We start from the raw sequence: 18,319 nt of genomic DNA, 5'->3' as shown, positions 1-18,319 counted from the left end.
ATTTCAGCGCTGCTATCGATGAGTCTGCGTTTTTCATCCAGGCTCAGATGGAAATTTTTTTTTTAACCAGGACAATTGTGCCTGGAGCCGACCAATTTCCTCATATAAGGCATCGATAAGTTCTGTTTGTGTTTTTTTATCTTTGTCGCGAGTGTTGGAAAACACGTCAGATATCGCTTGCAATGCCGTTTGCTTCCAGGCTTTAATTTGGGTAGCATGCACGCCGTACTCGCTGGTTAACTGGGCCTGGGTCAATTTCCCCTCAATGGCAGCAAGTGCAATCTTTGATTTTTTTGATGCAGTGTAATAATTTCGCTTTTTGGTCATCCTATTCTCCTCTTATAATAGAAGAATAGCTCTTAAAAATACCTTTTTTTCGTCCAAAAATCCGCGCCTATATCACTTCTTGCTTCAACGGACAACTCCGAATCTAGCATTTTCCGTATTGAGTCTTTAGTGTAGACTGCTGAAGAAGCCATATCCGTATGCTCCAAAAAGAATAAAAGAAGTATTTCAAACCATTATTAAAACTATGTCTCACATCACCTTAACAGATTATCTGAGCCTGAGAAATTTTTTCACAATGGCTGCCAGGTTAATATTGACTAAAAATAAATCAAAATAAATTCAGGCTGCAATTACCGGACTTGCAAACGCGTTAGCATTCATCCTATAGTGGGTGCAATTCTCAAGGAGCCTGCATGACGCTTAAAGACCCTTCCATACTGGTCGTCTGTTCCAACTATTACCCAAATCTTGCTGAAAAGCAGCTTGCGCGCTGTGTATCTGCGCTCGATGAGTTGCCGTATGCCTATGAGGTGGAAATGGTGCAGGCCGGTACGTATGAAATTCCTGCCGTCATTCGCCACTTTCACCATAACCGCCCCTTTGACGCCTACCTCTCCCTTGGGCTTCTGCTTAAAGGAAGCACCGATCATTATCAGTTCATTCTGGAACATGTAAAAGCCTGCTTTATCCAGTTCACCCTTGAGGGCATCATCCTTGGAGATGGCAATGTCTATGCGCCAACTGAGGAGCTTCTTTTAACGCGGGTTGCCGATGGTGAACGGGTTATGGAAGCCGTTCGTGCAGTAGATTATCTGCTGGGCATGAAAAAGCGATAACTGCCTGAGCATCATGTGCCTGCAAGATTATCTTTGGCACTCTTGAGAAACGGCGGGTTGAATACCCTCACTCTTGCCTGCACTCAGCTGCCAGGGGAGCGTGGGCCTTTGGTTGAAAATGCCTCCGGCACCTTTAAGTCATGCACATATTCTGGCAGCGGCCCCTGCCCGGCCTGGTAGTTTTTGAGCTGATAGAGGTAGGAGAGTACCAGCGCAACCGGCAGGTACAATTCTGGATGGATGGTGTCGCCGGGCTTACCGGAATAGTAGAGTGCACGCGCAAGTGGCGGGGCTTCGTAAAGCGGGATCCCGTGGCTAATCGCCAGCTGGCGGATTTGGGCCGCGAGGTGGTCGGCACCCATGGCAAGAATTTCAGGCGCATTATCTTTGTGTTCGCGATAGCGAAGCGCAACCGCGTAGTGCGTGGGGTTCGTGATAACAACAGTCGCCAGAGGAACAGCCTGCTGGATTCGCTGACGCGACATGGCGTTTTGTGTGGCGCGGATGCGCTTTTTGATTTCGGGGTTACCGTCGGTTTCTTTCTGTTCATCACGGATTTCCTGAAAGCTCATGCGCGTTTTTTTCTGATAACTGAACCACGCGTAGAGAACATCTACCGACATGATAATGACCGCCGCAACTGCCACCATCATGAAAAACCAGGTGATGAGCGAAAAAGCATGCCCCACCGAATGCATGTCGCGTACATCCACAAGCGCGTGCAAGTCATCCCAGGCAACTGCCACGTAAGCGCAAAGCGCTGCCAGAATCAAAACGAATTTGAGGGTGGATTTCACGAGCTCCATCGCGTTTTGCAGCGAGAAAATGCGTTTCAGATTTTTAAACGGATTCAGCCGCTCCCCCTTGAAGCGAATAAGCTCGGTTGAAAAGCCCCATTTCCCAAAGAGGCAGGTAGCAGCTATCGCCATGATGGCAAGCACCAGCCCAAAGGGGACCAGTAAGCCAAGCGATTGCAGCGCGAGGGGGGCGAGCAGTGCATTGGGGGCTGCAAAAAACGCGTCTGAGTCAGAAATTGCGGTGAAGGAGCGCTGAAAACTCTGTTCAAGGATGGCGCGAGCCAGGGGGGCCATGGCACTCAAAAGTACGAGTGCGGTCATGAGATTCAGTCCGCTTAGTAAATCTTTAGAACGCAGGAAGTTTCCCTTTTTGCGAAGCTCCTCAAGGCGCTTCGCGGTGGGCTGGTGTTGTTTTTCGTCGTTTTCTTCATCCATGGCGGCCAAATCCCCTGAATGTCAGACCAATCTGCTCGAGCACATCCATCAATAGAATACGCCCCCCCTCCAGCAAAAAATCAAAGCCGAGATAAAGAATCAGAAAACACACAATCAGTGAGATGTTGATGCCGATGGAAAAAATATTCAACTGTGGAGAAAAGCGGGTCATGATGGCGATGGTCAAGTTTGAAACCATCAGCGCCACAAGTGCTGCGAGTGAGAGCAGGAGCGCGCCGGAAAAAAGGTGTTTGAACCAGAGTGCGAGCGCATACGCAAGCGCGCTGTCAGGAGGGGTGATGCTCAGATTGCCCTCAAGCGAGTGTATCAGCATGTTGATAAAAACGAGATGCCCGTTTAACTGAAAAAAAAGGGCGATGGCAGTCAGCAGAAAAAAACGAGAAAGTGGCGTGATGGTGCCGATGCCGGGGACGTAAAAGTTGACGAATCCAAGCCCCGCCTGCATGGATACCAGCTGCCCAAACCCTGTAAAAATTTCCAGAAACAGGTTCACGAGCAGTCCGGTGCACAATCCTGCCAGTACCTGCCAGAAAAGTGCCACATGCAGGGAGAGCGCATGCGTGGGCGTGAGTGCCGGATGTGTGCAGGTGTATACAAACGCCGTGAGCGACAGGGCATACATCATCAGAATACGTGGCGGCACCCAGTCGCGGCGAAGAAATCCTAGCACGGAGAGTGTAGTTGCGATGCGTGTGAAAATCAGCGCGAGAAGGGGGGCTTCCCGGTCTACAAGACTGATGAGTGCGGCAGTTTGCATGCGCTTACCGAATATAGTGCGGCAGATTATAAAACAGTCCCTGGGTCAGGTTCACCAGATGGTGCATCAGCCACGGCGTGAGCGTAAAGAGCAGCAGAAACATGACTATCAGTTTCGGGATGAAGGTCATCGTCATTTCGTTAATTTGTGTGGCCGCCTGAAGAATGGATACGATAACGCCCACAATCAAGGCGGGCACGGTCAGGACGCATACTCCAAAAAGGGTGACGAGCAGCATGTGCTGCATGGCGCCAAGGATAGTCAGTTCAGTCATGGGGGCGTATCCTCTGAAATACCTGTGCAGTTTCGGCCAGTTCACGGTCTTCCTGCTCGGCGTGCGCCTGCAGGAGCTGCAGCTCGAGCGTACTCAGCAGGGAACTAAGACCCTCGGTTTTATCGCACAGAGTGGCGTAATCCTGGGCGTGTGTTTTCTGGCGCATTTCAAGATTCATAATTTCGCTTTCCCCGTTTTGGATAATTGTTTCAAGTCGCAGGGAAAAGGCGGTTTCATTGGCCAGCAGTTCGGCAAAGCCCGCGGGCAGTTCCAGGGGGCGATTGTTATATTCGGCGGCATACTGGCGCAGGTTTTCAAGCGAGAGGCGTTTTCGGGCGAGTTGCTGATTCAGCTGCGTGAGCTTCTGCGCGGCTCTCGATTTTTGATGCTCAACGTTTAAGAGAATCGTATCAAGCTGTTCTTTTTTTCGTAATAGGGACTTCATGCAAGAAGCTCCATGAGGGCGGCCTGGTGCGCGGCGAAGTTGGATACTTCATTCACGCCCTGCTGCAGAAAGGTTTTTATCGCGGCCTGACGGCGAATGGCCTCATCAAGCGTCGGATTCGTGCCAGCGTGGTACATGTCCATGCCAATGATGTCCTGATTTTCCTGCAGTACATTGTAGAGTGTTTTAAAGTGCAGTGCGCATTCGCGATGCTGGTCCGGGACGATGGCATTCATCACCCGGCTGATGGAGGCTGAAATGTCGATGGCCGGATAATGACCCGCTTCCGCAAGTTTTCGTGAAAGCAGTATATGACCGTCCAGAATCGATCGGGCATGATCTGAAACCGGGTCGAAGGGGTCATCGCCTTCGGTGAGCACCGTATAAAACGCCGTAATCGACCCGCCATCGCCAAAGCCATTGCCCGTGCGCTCAACCAGTTGCGAAATCCGTGAAAACACCGAAGGAGAGTATCCCCTCGAGGCTGGCAGCTCGCCCAGGGTCAGGTAAATCTGGCGCAGCGCCTGGGCGTAGCGCGTCAGCGAATCCACAATCAGGAGCACCTTTTTCCCCTGGTCGCGAAAGTACTCGGCAATGGTGGTGGCGACAGCCGCGGCACTCGTGCGCTCCAGTGGAAAGGTGTCTACGGGGGCTGCCACTATCACGGTTTTATGCAGATTTTGTACCCCGATATTCTCTTCGATAAACTCTTTTACCTCGCGTCCGCGCTCGCCAACAAGTCCAGCTACAACCACATCTGCTTCGGTAAAGCGCGTGAACATGCCAAGCAGTACGCTCTTGCCGACGCCGCTGCCGGCGAAAATGCCCATGCGCTGTCCTTCTCCCACGGTAAGCAGGGCATTGACGGCACGAACGCCGACATCAAGTGGAGTATTGATGCGCGCGCGCTGTATGGGGTTGATGGATGGCGACCAGGTTTCGTAACGCTCATCCGTATGGATGGGGCCCTTATTGTCGATGGGGTTGCCAAAACCGTCCAGTACCCGCCCAAGCAGTGCATTGCCCACCGGGATGGTGAGCGTACGCCCGGTAGCGCTGACCGCGGTTCCCGGCACTATCCCCTGCGGCTCTTCAAAAGGCATAAGCCAGGTTAAGTCGGAAGAAAAGCCGATGACTTCCGCGAGCAGGGTGCGTCCGGTACTTTTGATATGAAGGGTGCAGAGCGAGCCGGTGGGGGCCTGCAGCCCGCGCGCTTCAAGAAGAAACCCCGTGAGGCGCACGATAGTTCCCTGAACGGGCAGGTTATCGGTTGCGTCCATGGCGGTATCGAGATGGCGCAGACGGGTTTTTAAGTGCTGAAGCGTATCTGGCATCATCAGGCCTCAAGACCCAGCAGCGCGTGAATGCGTGCGTCAATAGCAGATATCAGCGTGCTGTGCAGGGTTTTTATGCGAAAATCCCCCGGCGCGAGCGTTTCATCGACAGTCACACTGACATTCTCACCCGCATATACAGTATCAAAGAGCGCTTTATCCTCTTTTGCGACATGAAGGGTACAGGGTGCATTATCAGTATTGATACGCGACATGGCCTCAATCACCATGGTTTTGAGCGTGTCAGGATTGAGCGCTATTTCGCGATGGATGATTTTGCGTGTCACTTTCTGCACAATGCCCACTATCTGGCGATAGAGTTCATGGTCAAAGCCTTCAAGAATCTGGCGCATTTCAAATGCGATTGTGTCAAGGTAAAGCGCCTGGTTTCGCAGGTTTTGCTCAAGCATGCCCTGAATATCGGGTAAAATTTCCGTGGGCGGCTCTTCTGGAGGTGTGTCGCTGGCAGTTTCAGAGAGCGTTTCCTCGGGGGAGACGGTGTCCTCTTCAGCCGGGAGTGCCATGTCCGGCGGGTTTTCAGGTGCCGTCACCACGATTTCTGGAAAGTGCCAGATTTCACCAATGTCGCTTTCGACCGCATCCATGTGCACGTCCACGTTAATAAATCGTATCGTTACTGTGGGAAGGCATGAAAATCTTTTCTTCTTCACCGAGGCGTTTGGCCAGCTCGACAATGCGCTTCTGCGCTTCCAGTACGTCATTCAGTTTGACAGGACCGGTAGAGTCCATGTCATCGCGTAAAAGTTCCGCGGTTTTTGAAGACATGCATTTAAAAAAGACCTTGCGCATGTCTTCGTCTGTTCCTTTAAGGGCGAGCACCATGTCTTCGTTGCTGACTTCTGCAAGCAGCGTCTGAAGGCTTCGGGAGTCAAACTGGGCGAGTTTTTCAAAGGGAAAGAGCCGGTCCTGGAGTTTTTCCGAGACTTCGCGGTTTTCATCCGAAAGCCACGTCAGAATTTCGGTTTCCATGCCCTCGTCAAGGTGCGCCATGATGCTTGCGGCCATGTTCATGCCGTCAGAGGTCAATACTCTGAATTTTTCGGTTTTTGTAAAACGTTCTTCAAAGTAGTCGGAGAGCATTTTCATGGCATAGTGCGATACCGGGCTGCAGCGGGTCATGCGGCGGATAACATCGCGCGCCAAATCTTTTGGCAGCCATTTCAGCACCTGCGCTGATTTTTCACTGTCAAGGCACATGAGGGCAATGGTGATGATTTGCGGATGCTCTTCTTCCAGTGCATCAACAATCGTATACACCGGTTGCCATTTTAATAAATCAAAGCCGCGCAGCGTTTCTGGCAGCGGTCCTTCATCAATCAGGGAGCCGGCCTTTTCCGAGCCGACCGCGCTCACCAGTGTATTGCGGATATACTCGCCGGAGGTTGCGCTCAAACCGGTGGTGTTGCGTGTTTCCTGAAAGAATTCATTGAGCGCTCGAATGACTTCCTCCTCAGAGACATCATCCATGTTATTCATTATCTCAATGATGGCTTCCACTTCCTTCTGGTTCATGTTTTTGAGAATTTCCGCAGCACAGTGCTCACCCATGCCAAGGAGAATAATTGCAGCATTTTTTCGTCGGTCTGCGGTCATTTATTAATCCAGCGTCTGATAACACTCGCCACCTTGTTCGGGTCTTGAGAGGCAAGTTCCTTGAGAATTTTTATTTGTTCGTTTTTTAGCTCGAACATTTCCGGGGTTATTAGCTGTGGAGTACCATCAGCGGCCAGCGTAGTTGGCAGGCCGGTCGATTTTGGGCGAAGGTGTTGAAGGATTTTTCGCACCAGTACAGCCAGAAGTACAAAGCCCGCGAGCATGCCGCCAATGCGTTTGACAAGCTCCCAGAACCAGGGCTGCTCCCAGAGAGGGGTTGGTATCTCTTTCTCAACCGGCAGTTCGCTAAAGCCGCTGTTAATGACGGTGACTCTATCGCCCCGGTCAGCACTGAAGCCGATGGCTGATTGCACGAGCTCCGTGATTTTATCCATTTTTTCTTTATCAAGCGGTTTGCGTATGGATTTTTTGGTTTTTTCATCAAACACGATGTCATCGTCAAGCACAACTGCAACGGTCAGTTTTTTCAATTTCGGTGACTGCACGCGTGAGTAGCGCATGGTTTTGCTGACTTCGTAGTTCTTAACGCTCTCATTACGGCTTTGTCCGCCTGAGGCCGGCTGCTGCTGGTTGCTGCCACCGTTGGCGGGGGGCTGGTTGGACAGTGCGCCAGGGACGCCCGAGGCACCACCACCGCCGTTGCTTTCGTTAACACTCTCTTCGCTGCGCACAACACTTGCAGCCGGGTCAAACTGCTCACGCGCTTCTTCCTGCTGGGTAAAATCAATGTCCGCGTTGACGCTGACCCGTGTTTTATTGGCGCCCAGCATGGGCGTTAAAAGTCCCTGAATCCGTTTTTCGTAATAGCGCTGGATGGTATTCTGGTAAGTCAGCTGTTCCTGGCTCAAGAGTTCGTTGTCATCGTTGATGGCAGAAAGGTAGTGGCCGTACTGGTCGGTGATGGCGACATTGGTGGGGTCAAGCTCCGGTACGCTTGCGGCTACCAGTTGAATAATCGCACGGATTTTTTCCTTGTCGCCTTCATAACCAGGTGTGAGGTTCAGGATGATAGACGCAGTGGTTTTCGCGTTTTCATCCGTGTAGACATTCTGTTTCGGGATGGCTATGTGTACGCGTGCGCTCGAAATGCCCTGAATGGCGGCAATGGTTTTGGCAAGGTCTGATTCCAGTGCCCGGATGTAGCGGGCATTTTCGAGAAAGGGGTTGGCGCCGATTTTATTCTGGTCGTTTAGAAACGCAAAATTAAAGCCATCATCGTTGGAAACACCGGCTGCAGCCAGCTTCATGCGTGCCTGTGCGACATCTTTTGCAGGCACTGAAAGCGAACTGGTGGTTTCGTCGATTTTGTAGGGAATGCGTGCTTTCTCGAGCGTATCCACCGTGGCGGCGAGGTTGGTCGGGGTGAGTCCAGAGAAGAGGGGGCGGTAGAGCGGTTCCTGCGCCCACTGATAAAGGCCAAAGCCTACGGCCACGCTGGCCGCGATGGCGCCAAGAAAAAAGAGGCGTTTGACGACGTCAAAGCCGAAAATGGTTTTTACTGTTTCCAGTATGGCGTCAAGATTTTTTTCCATGCAAACGCTCTACCTTCCCTTGAACCTCATACAGGCATATTCATAATTTCGCGGTACGACTCAAGCAGCTTGTTGCGCACCACGAGCAGTCCCTCAAACGCCACCCTTGATTTTACCGAGGCGAGCATCACCTGGGAAATACTGGTGTTCGGCTCGCCGCTTAACCAGGCGTTTTTGACGGTTTCCATCTGGTTTTGAGCAGCGTTGACCGACTGCAGCGAGTTGCGTGCGGCCTCAAGAACGCCGCTGAATCGTCCTGCCGGTGCCTGCTGCAAAACCTTATCAGGAGCAATGCCCCCGGATGCCGTCATGGTTTTGATGCGCGTGAGCACCTGTGAAATATCGGCCCTGACTATCGCTGAATCCATGTGTGATGTATTCCACTTTAATATCCCGTGCGCGTGAATGCAATTTTTGTGCCAGTTTTAAAATCGGGTTTCACTGAAAAAAATTTAAGGGAATCGCACCATCCCGCAATAGTGAAAGCGATACATCAACCAACGAGGGGAATTTCATGACACTTACTGTAAATACGAACGTGGCATCGCTGAATGCTCAGAAATACATTGGACAAACCCAGGAGCACCTGAGCAAGACGCTGAACCGTCTGTCTTCCGGTCTTCGCATCAACGAAGCCAAGGATGATGCGGCAGGACTTGCGATTTCTGAGGGTCTTGTCTCCCAGATTCGCGGAATGAAAGCCGGTGCCCGTAACGGTAATGACGGTATTTCACTGATTCAGACTGCTGAAGGCGCAATGAACCAGACACTGGGTCTTTTGCAGCGTATGCGTGAACTGGCAGTGCAGGCATCTTCCGAGACCTATGAGACGGCGAACCTCGCAAACTCTGATGCAGAATTTCAGCGTTTGAAAGAAGAAATCGACCGCGTTGCCGCAACTGCTGAATTCAACAACATCACGCTGTTGAACGGCGGTACCATATCCATCCAGATTGGTGCTGAAAACACGGCCAACGACCGTTTGACCATCACGCTGACGGACACCGATACCACAGCGCTCACCATTAACGCGAGCGACCTGACCACTAACGCCAATGCGCAAACTGCACTCGATGCGCTGAACACGGCTATTGCAACGGTTACAACCGGCATGGCGACCCTTGGTGCGAACCACTCAAACCTTGAAGCCGCTGTAAACGGTAACGTTGACCGCATCAGCCGACTGGAAGACGCCAAATCCCGTATCAAAGATACCGACTACGCGGAAGAGAGCTCGAATCTTGCGAAGTTCCAGATTCTGCAGCAATCCGGTGTGGCGATGCTGGCTCAGGCTAACTCGTCCTCTCAGGTTGTATTGCGTCTGCTTCAGGGTTAATCTTGAAACTCCGGCGCCAGTTCTGGCGCCGGGCTACTTTTTTCAGCAGGGATGACTGCGCATGTCTATTTCAAGCGCTTTGGCCAGCGGCGATATCGCGGCCATTGTTGATAAACTGATGAAGCTCGAGAGCCGTCCACTGCAGCGGCTTGAACTGAGTCGCAATACACTCGACTATCAGCAGAAAGCCTACGATTCTCTTAAACAGCTCCTGACGCGCTACAGTGATGCGCTCAAGGCCATTTCACCGGCAATGAATACCCTCGCGCTGAAGGCGAGCTCCTCCAGCGAGGGAGTTGCCAGTATCGGAGTTACCGGCAATGCCGCTACTCCTGGAAGCCATGCGCTGACAATAACAAGCCTTGCACAAACCCATCAAATCTCCAGTGCCGCGCAAAGCGCCAAAAATACGGCGTTTGGGGTTGGCGGAGATTTGACGCTTACTATTGGCAGCAACACCATGACGGTATCCATCACGACCAATGATACCCTTGAAACCATGCGTGACAAGATAAACCATTCGCTCAGCAATGTGGGGGTAACTGCCTCCATTCTCGCGACCAATGGCGCAGGCGGCGCGAGTGAATATCGCCTTGTTGTAAGTGCCAACAACACAGGCCTTGCTTCAAAAATTACGGCAGGCGGCGGGCTTGCGGCGTCCCTTGATATGACTCACGAACTGCAGGAAGCCAAAGACGCGGCCTTTACGCTGGATGGCTTTTCCGTGACGCGTGCCTCAAACGTGATTACCGATGTAATGGAAGGCCTCACCATCAACCTCAATGCCATTGGAACCGCTACGTTGTCGGTGAATCAAAACACCACGGCGCGCGATGACAATGTAAAAGCGGCGGTGCATGCGCTGGTGGATGCGTATAATGCCATTGTGGAAACGGTGGATAAAAACCAGGCTACAGGCGGGCAGCGCGATCTCGAGCGTAACCTTTCGACAAGTGGACTGCGCGACAGCACCTTTGGACTCGTAAAAAATCAGCTGAAATCCGCACTGTTTCAATCCGTTGGCGAGGGCAGTGTGTTATCGCTTTATCAAGCCGGTATCACGCTTGATAAAGAAGTGCCGCGCGTTAATGACGATGGTGTTGAATATTATGTGACCGGGCGGCTGAAGATTGATGATGCCAAACTTGAAGCGGCCCTTCGGGACGATATGCCAGCCCTTGAGGCATTTTTTGAGAATGCCACCGGAGTCATTAAAAAATCGGAAACCGCACTTGATAATCTCCAGAAAATGGGGGGTGCGATTGATTCGCGCACAAAATCGATTCAAAGCCAGGATTCCGAGCTTGGCAAGCGCATTGACCGGGAAGAAGCCCGCCTTGAAGTGGTTCGCCTGAATCTTGTGAAGCAGTATGCGGCACTGGATACCTTTGTCCAGAAATATGACCAGCTGAGTCAATTTCTTGAAAAACAGTTTAACAGCTTAAGTAACAGCGGAAGCTCAAGGAGATAAGGGATGAACGGGCTTGGAATGTATGCTGAGGTCAGTCAGAACAGTGAGGTTATGGGGGCGAGTGAGCACCGCCGTATTCAGATGCTTTTTGAGAAGGCGCTTATCGATTTGCAGACTGCGGCAAACGCTATTGCTGAGAAGGATGTGATAACGAAGTGCAAGGCTATCGGCTCGGCGAACAACATTGTCTGTTACCTGCGTGATATCCTGCGTGCTGATGTCGACCCTGCCGGTGTCGCCCGTATTGATGCGCTTTATCGCCACGTTGAGCAGGCACTTTTTCTCGTCAACGCGCGCAATGATGCCGAGGGTCTTCAGGAGTGCGTCACCATTATCGAAAACATGAAAGCGTGGTGGGACCATGTTGGAGCTTGATGAAGCAACACTTGCCATCACCGGTTTCAGCGAGCATGGGATGCAGGAAGCCGAATTTTTGACACTGCGGGAGGCCCTTGTCTCAAGCGCACTGGCTGAGGGCAATCTTCAGGCACTTGCAGCGATTGTGGCGCAGGATAAAAAAAACCTCGAAACGCTTAAGCTTCAGCGCGCCTCTCTTGAAGCGAGCCTTAGCAATATTCTGCGTTTGCAGCAATATTGTGAAGTACTGCCACCCTGAAAGAGCAGGGTTACATCCGTGAATAAACCATTATATTTAATGGGCTTTTCGGTATGCCTGGCTGAGCGCCGCGAAGCCCGGCATCGGGTATCCCCAAAGGCCGGATGTTTTTTCGTGCATCCTGTCCCGCGCTTATCAGCGCAGGCTACAAAATTTTTAAATAAAATAAACACTTATCGGTAGGCTGGGTTGAGCGCCGCGAAGCCCGGCATCGGGCATCCCCAAAGGCCGGATGTTTTTCTCACGCATCCCTCCCGCGCTTATCAGCGCAGGCTACAAAATTTTTAAATAAAATAAACACTTATCGGTAGGCTGGGTTGAGCGTCGCGAAGCCCGGCATCGGGCATCCCCAAAGGCCGGATGTTTTTTTCGCGCATCCTGTCCCGCGCTTATCAGCGCAGGCTACAAAATTTTTAAATAAAATAAACACTTATCGGTAGGCTGGGTTGAGCGTCGCGAAGCCCGGCATCGGGCATCCCCAAAGGCCGGATGTTTTTTTCGCGCATCCTGTCCCGCGCTTATCAGCGCAGGCTACAAAATTTTTAAATAAAATAAACACTTATCGGTAGGCTGGGTTGAGCGTCGCGAAGCCCGGCATCGGGCATCCCCAAAGGCCGGATGTTTTTTTCGCGCATCCTGTCCCGCGCTTATCAGCGCAGGCTACAAAATTTTTAAATAAAATAAACACTTATCGGTAGGCTGGGTTGAGCGTCGCGAAGCCCGGCATCGGGCATCCCCAAAGGCCGGATGTTTTTTTCGCGCACCCCTCCCGATATGGTATTTTGTAGATAAAACAACAATTTATCGGCATTAGGTGGCATCAATGGTCAGAAGATTGCTCCTTCTTCCACCAGCATCTAACGAAAACTCGTCACGAGACTCGAAAGCATCAGTGTCCAGCCATCCACCAGCACGAAAAACAGCAGTTTAAATGGCAGCGAGATAACCATTGGCGAGAGCATCATCATCCCCATCGACATCAGGACGCTTGCGGTCACAAGGTCAATAATCAAAAATGGCAGAAAAATAAGAAAGCCAATTTGAAAGGCCGTTTTGAGTTCACTGGTTAAAAATGCCGGCATGATGATGCTGAGTGGATACTCACCGTTTTTAACGGGTGTTTTAGAAAGGCGTGCAAAAAGCCCTAAATCCGCCTTGCGGGTTTGCTTGAGCATAAAGCCGCGCAGTTCGCCACCAATCTTTTCAAACGCCTCAGTTTCCGTTATCTGGCCATTCATCCATGGCGTGATGCCGGCATCGTTAATGCGTGCCGCGACTGGTGCCATGACATAAAGGGTCATCATGAGCGCGAGCCCGATGAGAATCTGGTTTCCCGGAACGTTCGGAATGCCGATGGCCTGGCGCAGAATCGAAAACACAATGATAATGCGGGTGAAGGCCGTGGTGGTCATGATGAGAGCCGGCAAAAGCGTAAGTAACGCCATGGCGGCGAGGATTTTGATGCTGAGATTCCACGTCACTTCCCCGCCCTGCGTTTTGCTGGTCAGGAGTGTCAGGCTCGGAGAATCGGCGAATGCACAGGTGCTGATAAAAAGGGAGCCAATGCAGAGCCCTAAGGTCAAGAACTGCTTTTGTCGCATGAAAACGGTACTCCTGGAGTGCAGGGCGGTGTCGGTGGTTCTGCTGCAAACACATGCAGGGTTGAAAGGCCCTGGGGCGTTGAGGCGAGCAGCAGTTTAACCCCGTGAACACGAATGCAGACAATACGTTCCCGCTGACTGAGAGCAAACTGCTGCAGGACTTCCATGCCTTCGCCTTTTTCTACGTGGTGACGGGTTGTACGCCGCACCCACCAGAGCGAGAGCACGAGTGCCGCGAGCGTCAACCCTAAAACAACTGTGTAATACAGATAGCCGTGCATGATGTCAGACAATACGGACGCAGTATTTCCCGCCTGCGGAAATAATATGACCACGGGCGATGGGTTTGTCATTGGCATAAATGTTCAGTGGCTCGTCTGACCCCTGGTTCAGCTCAATAATGGCGCCTTTCTTCAAATTCAGTAAATCACTGATTTTGATTTTTGCCCGGCCAATTTCTACCGTTAAATCCATGGTGATATCATCGAGTATGCCGACATTCCCGCCTTCAAAAAGCCTGTCGCCTAAAGCGTGCTCAATGGCGCTGCCGTTATCTTCTGTTGCGTCTGTCATGTCTGACTCCTTTAGAGCATCTCTTCAATTTTAACTACGCGTACATCATTCGACTTGCCAGGTGTGGCCCGAAACAGCCGCTTGTTATTTAACATTAGATAGACTTCATTCGGGTCTTTAACCGGAATAGTATCCCCTGACTTAAGGTTTAGCACATCTTTGAGTTGAATTTTAATACTTGGGAGTATCGCCGAAACGGTAACGGTCGAATCGATGAGTTCGCTGCGCTTTCTGGAATCAATGGTTGGGGTTGCCATTTCCGATGGCGTGGCTTTCGCGGGTTCCGGGGGTATGGAAAGCAGTTCTACCAATGGTTCAGGGATGGCGATATGAAAGCGGCTTTCAAGGCCGTCAATGGTCGCTTTAAAAGAAAAATTAAAGAGCTGGGTGTTATCGAGCTGATTCAGCACAAGCCCCGGCACGTCTGATATCCGCGCACACTCAAGAGTGACCGGAATGTGGCTGCTCAATGCGTTTTGAAAAGCGCCAAGGCTCATTTCCGTGATTTTTCGGGCAATGGCCTGCCCTGATTTTCCAAGCCCGCGCATGATGTCTTCATTGCGATTCGGTGTGCCGCCAAAAAGCAGGTTGATGGTATGGTGCAGAAAATCAAACGCAAAAAAAAGCAGACCGTACTTACCCTCTGGCTGGATCTGAAAGCTCGCGAAAGCCGCCGGATTTTCAATGGCGCGCACTTCCATGGGGTCGCAAACATTGACCGCGTTAAATTCAAAGCGCGCTTTTTTGCGCAAAAAACCCGTAACCTCACGCTGCAAATCGGTAATAAACTGCTCGATGATGCCGATGATTTTCGGGTTTTCGAGCGGCAGCAGTGTCGTGCTGAATTCAGAGAGAAACTCAGCGGGTTCAGGGGGCAAACTGTCAGGATTATCGTTGTTCATGCCGAATAACCGCCTACTCATTAAGCAGCTTTTTAGTCGCTGCATCGTTCAGAATGATAATTTCAATACGCCGGTTAATGGCGTTTTCACCGCGCCGTTTATCAAGTAGATTCGTATCGGCGGCCCCCTCAATTCGGATAATTTTATAGGGCTGCATGCCGTAACGAACGAGAGCGCGGCGCGTAGCATTGGCGCGCTCGGCGGAAAGTTCCCAGTTGGTGTAATGACCTTCATCCTCATAGGGGTTGGAATCGGTGTGTCCAATGATAAGAATGCGTTTTTTCACCGAATTGAGCTCGCCACTCAACCACGGCATGATTTTATAGGCATACGTTTGGAAATCAGTTTTTCCAAGGGAGAACATCGGCTGGTTTTCAAGGTCGCGCAGCTGAATTTTAATGCCATCATCGGTCAGCTCAAAATTCAGGTGCTGGCGCAAATCGCCAAGCTCCCTCGCATTCATGAGATCACGCTCCATTTTTTCCTTAAGCTGCATCATCTCCTGCATTTCTTTGTCATCAGGTTTTTCAACCTGCGTGCTGCCAGCCTGTTTGTCACCGTCATCCTTCATGGTTTTACCGCTCTGTGATTTTGGCGTTGCCGAATCGGCCGCTTTGGTTTCCTCAGACTTTTGTGAGCCGTTTTTATATTTTTGGACGTTCTCAGTCGGCTTTTGCGGCGTTTTCGAATTATTTCGCTCGTTTTGCACAAAGACTTCTTTTAACGGGGTGCGAAAATAATTGGATATGCCCTGAAGCTGGTATTTATTAAGCAGTGAGAGCAGCCACAGCAGCAGAAAAAAAGCCATCATGGCGGTTACGAAATCGGCATAGGCGATTTTCCATGAGCCACCGTGGTGTTCAGCCTTTTTTTTCACCCGTTTGATAATGATAATGGGGGGCTGTTTATCGTTCATGTTATACGGCCGCTTTGCTGTTTTGCTTGAGCTCTTTCAGTGTTTCTTCAAGCTCACGGCCATTCGGGCGGTCATTGGAGTAAATAATCTTACGCCCAAATTCCACGGCAATGGCTGGCGAAAACTGATTGACACTGGCAAGCAGTATGACCCGTACGGCATTCAGCACCTTAACCGATGCATTCATTTTGTGCTCAAGCAGAACCGCGAGTGGGGCGGTAAATCCATAGCCGAGCAGTACCCCGAGAAAGGTTCCGACCATTGCTTTGGCAATCAACCCGCCAAGCTGTTCCGGTGGAATACCCATGGATTCCATGGTGTGCACAACGCCCATGACTGCCGCCACAATCCCGAAGGCCGGCATGCTGTCAGAGACTTTCTGGATAGCGTGAATGGGTTGCTCCATTTCACTTTCCAGGGTTTCGATGTCCTGTTCCATCAACATTTCCAGCTGATGGGCATCAATGCGACCCGTGGCAATGAGGCGAAGATAGTCACAGAGAAACTCCATCAGGGAGGCTTCTTTCAAAATCAGCGGATAGCGCCTGAAAATCGCGCTTTGCGTTGGATTTTCAATGTCGGCTTCAATGGCCAGCACGCCATCTTTTTTGATTTTATTGACAATTTCAAACATGAGCGAGAGCAGTTCGACATAAAACGCGCGGGAGTAGTGAAAGCCTTTCAGGGTTGAAAAAACGCCGCTGATGGTCGCCTTGATGACTTTCATGCTGTTGCCAACAATAAACGAACCAAGGGCGGCACCGCCAATCATCAGGAATTCGATGGGCTGAAAAAGCGCATACAGATGGCCGCCGGCGAGCGCAAACCCACCGAAAACGGAGAGAATCGTAACCAGATAGCCTGCAATCACGAGCATGATGGTAGTCTTCGCTAAAGACCGGTGCTACCGGTCAGGTTATTTCCGCGCTGTTATAGCCCGTTACCACAGCGTCCACAACCTTCCGTGAGGAAGGGTTCATGACTTTAATGGTTTCATGCAAAAACCCGTCAGTTTTGGCAATTCCAGTCATGGTTACGGCAATAGGGCCTTTTTTGAGCACCAGCGCAATCGCCTGGTTACGGTGTACCATGGCGACCCGCCGAACATTTTTAGGTGTGAGCACTGAGCCTGCAGGCAGCATGCGTGCCACACTCATGCTGGCAAGTGCATCCATGTCGCGGTAATAACCGTCAAAGAGTCCCGAGACGGGGCGTTTCTCGATAACAAGGTCGTGTTCGGAAATCAAATCTCCCGGCATCAGGCGGCGCGTGGTGGCGACGACGTTTGCAAGCGCTTCAATGCGCACCGGGACGTAGAGCGTCCATCCAGAGGCATCACTGCAATGGAGGATGACGGTATTCGGTGTTCCCTGAGATTGCGCGAACATTGCGCTGACTGGTACCCGGCAGGGAGCAACATTGATGTTTGCATCGATGGAAACCTCCTGCAGTACCAGCTCTTCACCGGCCGGCGCGTGCAGATTGGCGGCAACAAAACGCTCGACAAGGCCTTTAAGAACAGCCGGGTCTTCACGGGTATTGGCATGTAAATCAGGGGCGTGCGCAAAGAGGCAAAGGGTTGCCAGAAGAAAAGCGGGCATCCGGTGTCGGCATGCGGTACGCAGGTATGCGGTGATGGTGGTCACTCAAAGTCCGTTTCAGTGTATGCAGGCAATCTCAGACCAAAATACCAGCGTACGCCAACGCTGTCAAACAGATTAAGGACGTGCGGGGCCTCTGTGTGTATTCAACGGTTGAGCAGGTTGCTTCATTTTTTCGACAACCTCATTGAGGGTGGAGCAGTTGCCGCTCACAGCATTCAGTTTTTCATAAAATCTCTGCAGCTGGCTGTCGCGCAGGAGTGGATTTTTTTTGAGGGCATCTGTGGCAATATTTTGTATTCTAGCTATCTTTTGTGGTTCTGTCAGTCTGTTGTCGTCAAGGGTCTTGCTGATTTTACCGATGTGTTCTGGAACTTTAGTGCCACAAAAAAACGTTCTGCCCATGCTGCGATAGGGAGTAAGTAAGCTGCGAAATGATGCATCCGGGGCTTGATCACGTAACTGCTGCATATTTTGGCGAAAGTCCGCGCTGGGAGCGGCAGTGACAGGTGGCTGAGACGTCGATGTCTTGGACATATTGCGCATGGAGGCTACGTGTTCTGCCTGAAGCGCCCGAGAGTCTTCGCGGCTTACAGGATTGCCGCGCTGGAGTTTGATGGCTTCTGTTGGCTTATCAGCCGGAAGCCTAAAGACTCCTTTGGGCATAAAGTGGCTTTTAAGAAAAGCCGAGAGTGATTCACCAAAAACCCCCCTTTTCTTAAACCCAATCCGAAGTTGTCCTCGGTCATTAAAGGCGGAACAGGGGGCGCTTTTTTTGTCTGAGTTATCCGTTGCAAAATAAACAGGCCTATTGGGGGCAGTTTGTGACGCACGCAGAATGGCCTCCTGCATCTTTGCAATTCCTTGCGGGTTTTCTTGATACGGAGCACTCAGGGGACCTTTGCCAATAGCGAATCGCATACAGATTTTCCCATTAAAATTTTATCAA

The 18,319-nt window shown here is 51.2% G+C and carries 23 protein-coding genes; 5 read left to right on the top strand and 18 right to left on the bottom strand.

The window, feature by feature from the left end; genetic code table 11:
- Nucleotides 1-33: 33 nt before the first annotated feature.
- A complete protein-coding gene (locus E4T54_RS03280; protein WP_115152800.1) occupies nucleotides 34-327 on the bottom strand; it encodes a hypothetical protein in 294 nt (97 codons plus the stop codon).
- Nucleotides 328-701: 374 nt separating this feature from the next.
- On the opposite strand from E4T54_RS03280, the gene E4T54_RS03275 reads away from it, so the two are divergent.
- Nucleotides 702-1,124, top strand: coding sequence for a 6,7-dimethyl-8-ribityllumazine synthase (locus E4T54_RS03275; protein ID WP_028386878.1), 423 nt, complete (start codon nucleotides 702-704; stop codon nucleotides 1,122-1,124).
- Nucleotides 1,125-1,207: 83 nt separating this feature from the next.
- Here E4T54_RS03275 and E4T54_RS03270 read toward each other — a convergent pair whose 3' ends face one another.
- Genes E4T54_RS03270 through fliE form a run of 9 tightly spaced genes read right to left on the bottom strand, consistent with a single transcriptional unit; the run spans nucleotide 1,208 to nucleotide 8,722 of the window.
- Complete coding sequence (locus E4T54_RS03270) at nucleotides 1,208-2,356, bottom strand: EscU/YscU/HrcU family type III secretion system export apparatus switch protein (protein WP_051550973.1); 1,149 nt, start codon at nucleotides 2,354-2,356, stop codon at nucleotides 1,208-1,210.
- On the bottom strand, nucleotides 2,349-3,134 hold the full coding sequence (locus tag E4T54_RS03265; RefSeq protein WP_051550974.1) for a flagellar biosynthetic protein FliR: 786 nt from the start codon (nucleotides 3,132-3,134) through the stop codon (nucleotides 2,349-2,351). The genes E4T54_RS03270 and E4T54_RS03265 overlap by 8 nt, the downstream gene beginning before the upstream one ends.
- 4 nt (nucleotides 3,135-3,138) lie before the next feature.
- Nucleotides 3,139-3,408 carry a flagellar biosynthetic protein FliQ gene (locus E4T54_RS03260; RefSeq protein WP_028386879.1) on the bottom strand — a complete coding sequence of 90 codons (270 nt, stop codon included), beginning with the start codon at nucleotides 3,406-3,408 and terminating at the stop codon, nucleotides 3,139-3,141.
- Nucleotides 3,401-3,853 (bottom strand): hypothetical protein, encoded by a 453-nt coding sequence (locus E4T54_RS03255; protein ID WP_028386880.1) that lies wholly within the window; start codon nucleotides 3,851-3,853, stop codon nucleotides 3,401-3,403. Before E4T54_RS03255 ends, E4T54_RS03260 begins: the two co-directional genes overlap by 8 nt.
- The gene (locus tag E4T54_RS03250) at nucleotides 3,850-5,190 is read right to left on the bottom strand and encodes a FliI/YscN family ATPase (protein ID WP_238582795.1); all 1,341 of its coding nucleotides are present in this window, start codon (nucleotides 5,188-5,190) and stop codon (nucleotides 3,850-3,852) included. Before E4T54_RS03250 ends, E4T54_RS03255 begins: the two co-directional genes overlap by 4 nt.
- Nucleotides 5,190-5,792, bottom strand: coding sequence for a FliH/SctL family protein (locus tag E4T54_RS03245; protein ID WP_028386882.1), 603 nt, complete (start codon nucleotides 5,790-5,792; stop codon nucleotides 5,190-5,192). The genes E4T54_RS03250 and E4T54_RS03245 overlap by 1 nt, the downstream gene beginning before the upstream one ends.
- Nucleotides 5,793-5,805: 13 nt before the next feature.
- Nucleotides 5,806-6,801, bottom strand: coding sequence for a flagellar motor switch protein FliG (locus E4T54_RS03240; protein WP_028386883.1), 996 nt, complete (start codon nucleotides 6,799-6,801; stop codon nucleotides 5,806-5,808).
- Entirely contained in the window at nucleotides 6,798-8,354 is a 1,557-nt protein-coding gene (gene fliF / locus E4T54_RS03235) for a flagellar basal-body MS-ring/collar protein FliF (protein WP_028386884.1), read from the bottom strand. The genes E4T54_RS03240 and fliF overlap by 4 nt, the downstream gene beginning before the upstream one ends.
- Before the next feature lie 26 nt (nucleotides 8,355-8,380).
- Nucleotides 8,381-8,722 (bottom strand): flagellar hook-basal body complex protein FliE, encoded by a 342-nt coding sequence (fliE, locus tag E4T54_RS03230; RefSeq protein ID WP_028386885.1) that lies wholly within the window; start codon nucleotides 8,720-8,722, stop codon nucleotides 8,381-8,383.
- Nucleotides 8,723-8,868: 146 nt separating this feature from the next.
- Here fliE and E4T54_RS03225 point away from each other — a divergent pair, with 146 nt between their 5' ends.
- The 4 genes from E4T54_RS03225 (at nucleotide 8,869) to E4T54_RS03210 (ending at nucleotide 11,777) form a co-directional block, all read left to right on the top strand.
- The gene (locus tag E4T54_RS03225) at nucleotides 8,869-9,690 is read left to right on the top strand and encodes a flagellin N-terminal helical domain-containing protein (protein WP_028386886.1); all 822 of its coding nucleotides are present in this window, start codon (nucleotides 8,869-8,871) and stop codon (nucleotides 9,688-9,690) included.
- 61 nt (nucleotides 9,691-9,751) lie between these two features.
- Nucleotides 9,752-11,161, top strand: coding sequence for a flagellar filament capping protein FliD (fliD, locus tag E4T54_RS03220; protein WP_028386887.1), 1,410 nt, complete (start codon nucleotides 9,752-9,754; stop codon nucleotides 11,159-11,161).
- Between the two features lie 3 nt (nucleotides 11,162-11,164).
- Nucleotides 11,165-11,536 carry a flagellar export chaperone FliS gene (locus E4T54_RS03215; RefSeq protein WP_028386888.1) on the top strand — a complete coding sequence of 124 codons (372 nt, stop codon included), beginning with the start codon at nucleotides 11,165-11,167 and terminating at the stop codon, nucleotides 11,534-11,536.
- Entirely contained in the window at nucleotides 11,523-11,777 is a 255-nt protein-coding gene (locus E4T54_RS03210; protein WP_028386889.1) for a hypothetical protein, read from the top strand. The genes E4T54_RS03215 and E4T54_RS03210 overlap by 14 nt, the downstream gene beginning before the upstream one ends.
- A gap of 857 nt (nucleotides 11,778-12,634) precedes the next feature.
- Here the strand turns inward: E4T54_RS03210 and fliP are convergent.
- The 8 genes from fliP to E4T54_RS03170 all read right to left on the bottom strand — a co-directional run bounded on the left by fliP (nucleotide 12,635) and on the right by E4T54_RS03170 (nucleotide 18,291).
- Entirely contained in the window at nucleotides 12,635-13,378 is a 744-nt protein-coding gene (gene fliP, locus E4T54_RS03205; protein WP_051550981.1) for a flagellar type III secretion system pore protein FliP, read from the bottom strand.
- Nucleotides 13,357-13,659, bottom strand: a complete 303-nt coding sequence (locus E4T54_RS03200) for a FliO/MopB family protein (protein ID WP_028386914.1) — start codon at nucleotides 13,657-13,659, stop codon at nucleotides 13,357-13,359. The genes fliP and E4T54_RS03200 overlap by 22 nt, the downstream gene beginning before the upstream one ends.
- A gap of 4 nt (nucleotides 13,660-13,663) precedes the next feature.
- Nucleotides 13,664-13,951, bottom strand: coding sequence for a FliM/FliN family flagellar motor switch protein (locus tag E4T54_RS03195; protein WP_051550982.1), 288 nt, complete (start codon nucleotides 13,949-13,951; stop codon nucleotides 13,664-13,666).
- Nucleotides 13,952-13,962: 11 nt separating this feature from the next.
- Complete coding sequence (locus E4T54_RS03190; RefSeq protein ID WP_028386915.1) at nucleotides 13,963-14,853, bottom strand: FliM/FliN family flagellar motor switch protein; 891 nt, start codon at nucleotides 14,851-14,853, stop codon at nucleotides 13,963-13,965.
- 13 nt (nucleotides 14,854-14,866) lie between these two features.
- Nucleotides 14,867-15,769, bottom strand: coding sequence for a flagellar motor protein MotB (motB, locus tag E4T54_RS03185; protein WP_035903282.1), 903 nt, complete (start codon nucleotides 15,767-15,769; stop codon nucleotides 14,867-14,869).
- A 1-nt stretch (nucleotide 15,770) separates the two neighbouring features.
- Complete coding sequence (motA, locus tag E4T54_RS03180) at nucleotides 15,771-16,646, bottom strand: flagellar motor stator protein MotA (protein ID WP_028386916.1); 876 nt, start codon at nucleotides 16,644-16,646, stop codon at nucleotides 15,771-15,773.
- A 34-nt stretch (nucleotides 16,647-16,680) separates the two neighbouring features.
- Nucleotides 16,681-17,415 (bottom strand): flagellar basal body P-ring formation chaperone FlgA, encoded by a 735-nt coding sequence (gene flgA, locus E4T54_RS03175; RefSeq protein ID WP_058387093.1) that lies wholly within the window; start codon nucleotides 17,413-17,415, stop codon nucleotides 16,681-16,683.
- Nucleotides 17,416-17,487: 72 nt separating this feature from the next.
- Nucleotides 17,488-18,291, bottom strand: a complete 804-nt coding sequence (locus E4T54_RS03170) for a hypothetical protein (RefSeq protein WP_115152810.1) — start codon at nucleotides 18,289-18,291, stop codon at nucleotides 17,488-17,490.
- Nucleotides 18,292-18,319 lie beyond the last annotated feature (28 nt).

The sequence above is a fragment of the Legionella geestiana genome, assembly GCF_004571195.1.
Lineage (GTDB): Bacteria > Pseudomonadota > Gammaproteobacteria > Legionellales > Legionellaceae > Legionella_B > Legionella_B geestiana.
Note: the sequence above shows the minus strand (reverse complement) of the source record. Positions and strands in the feature narration are given on the sequence as shown.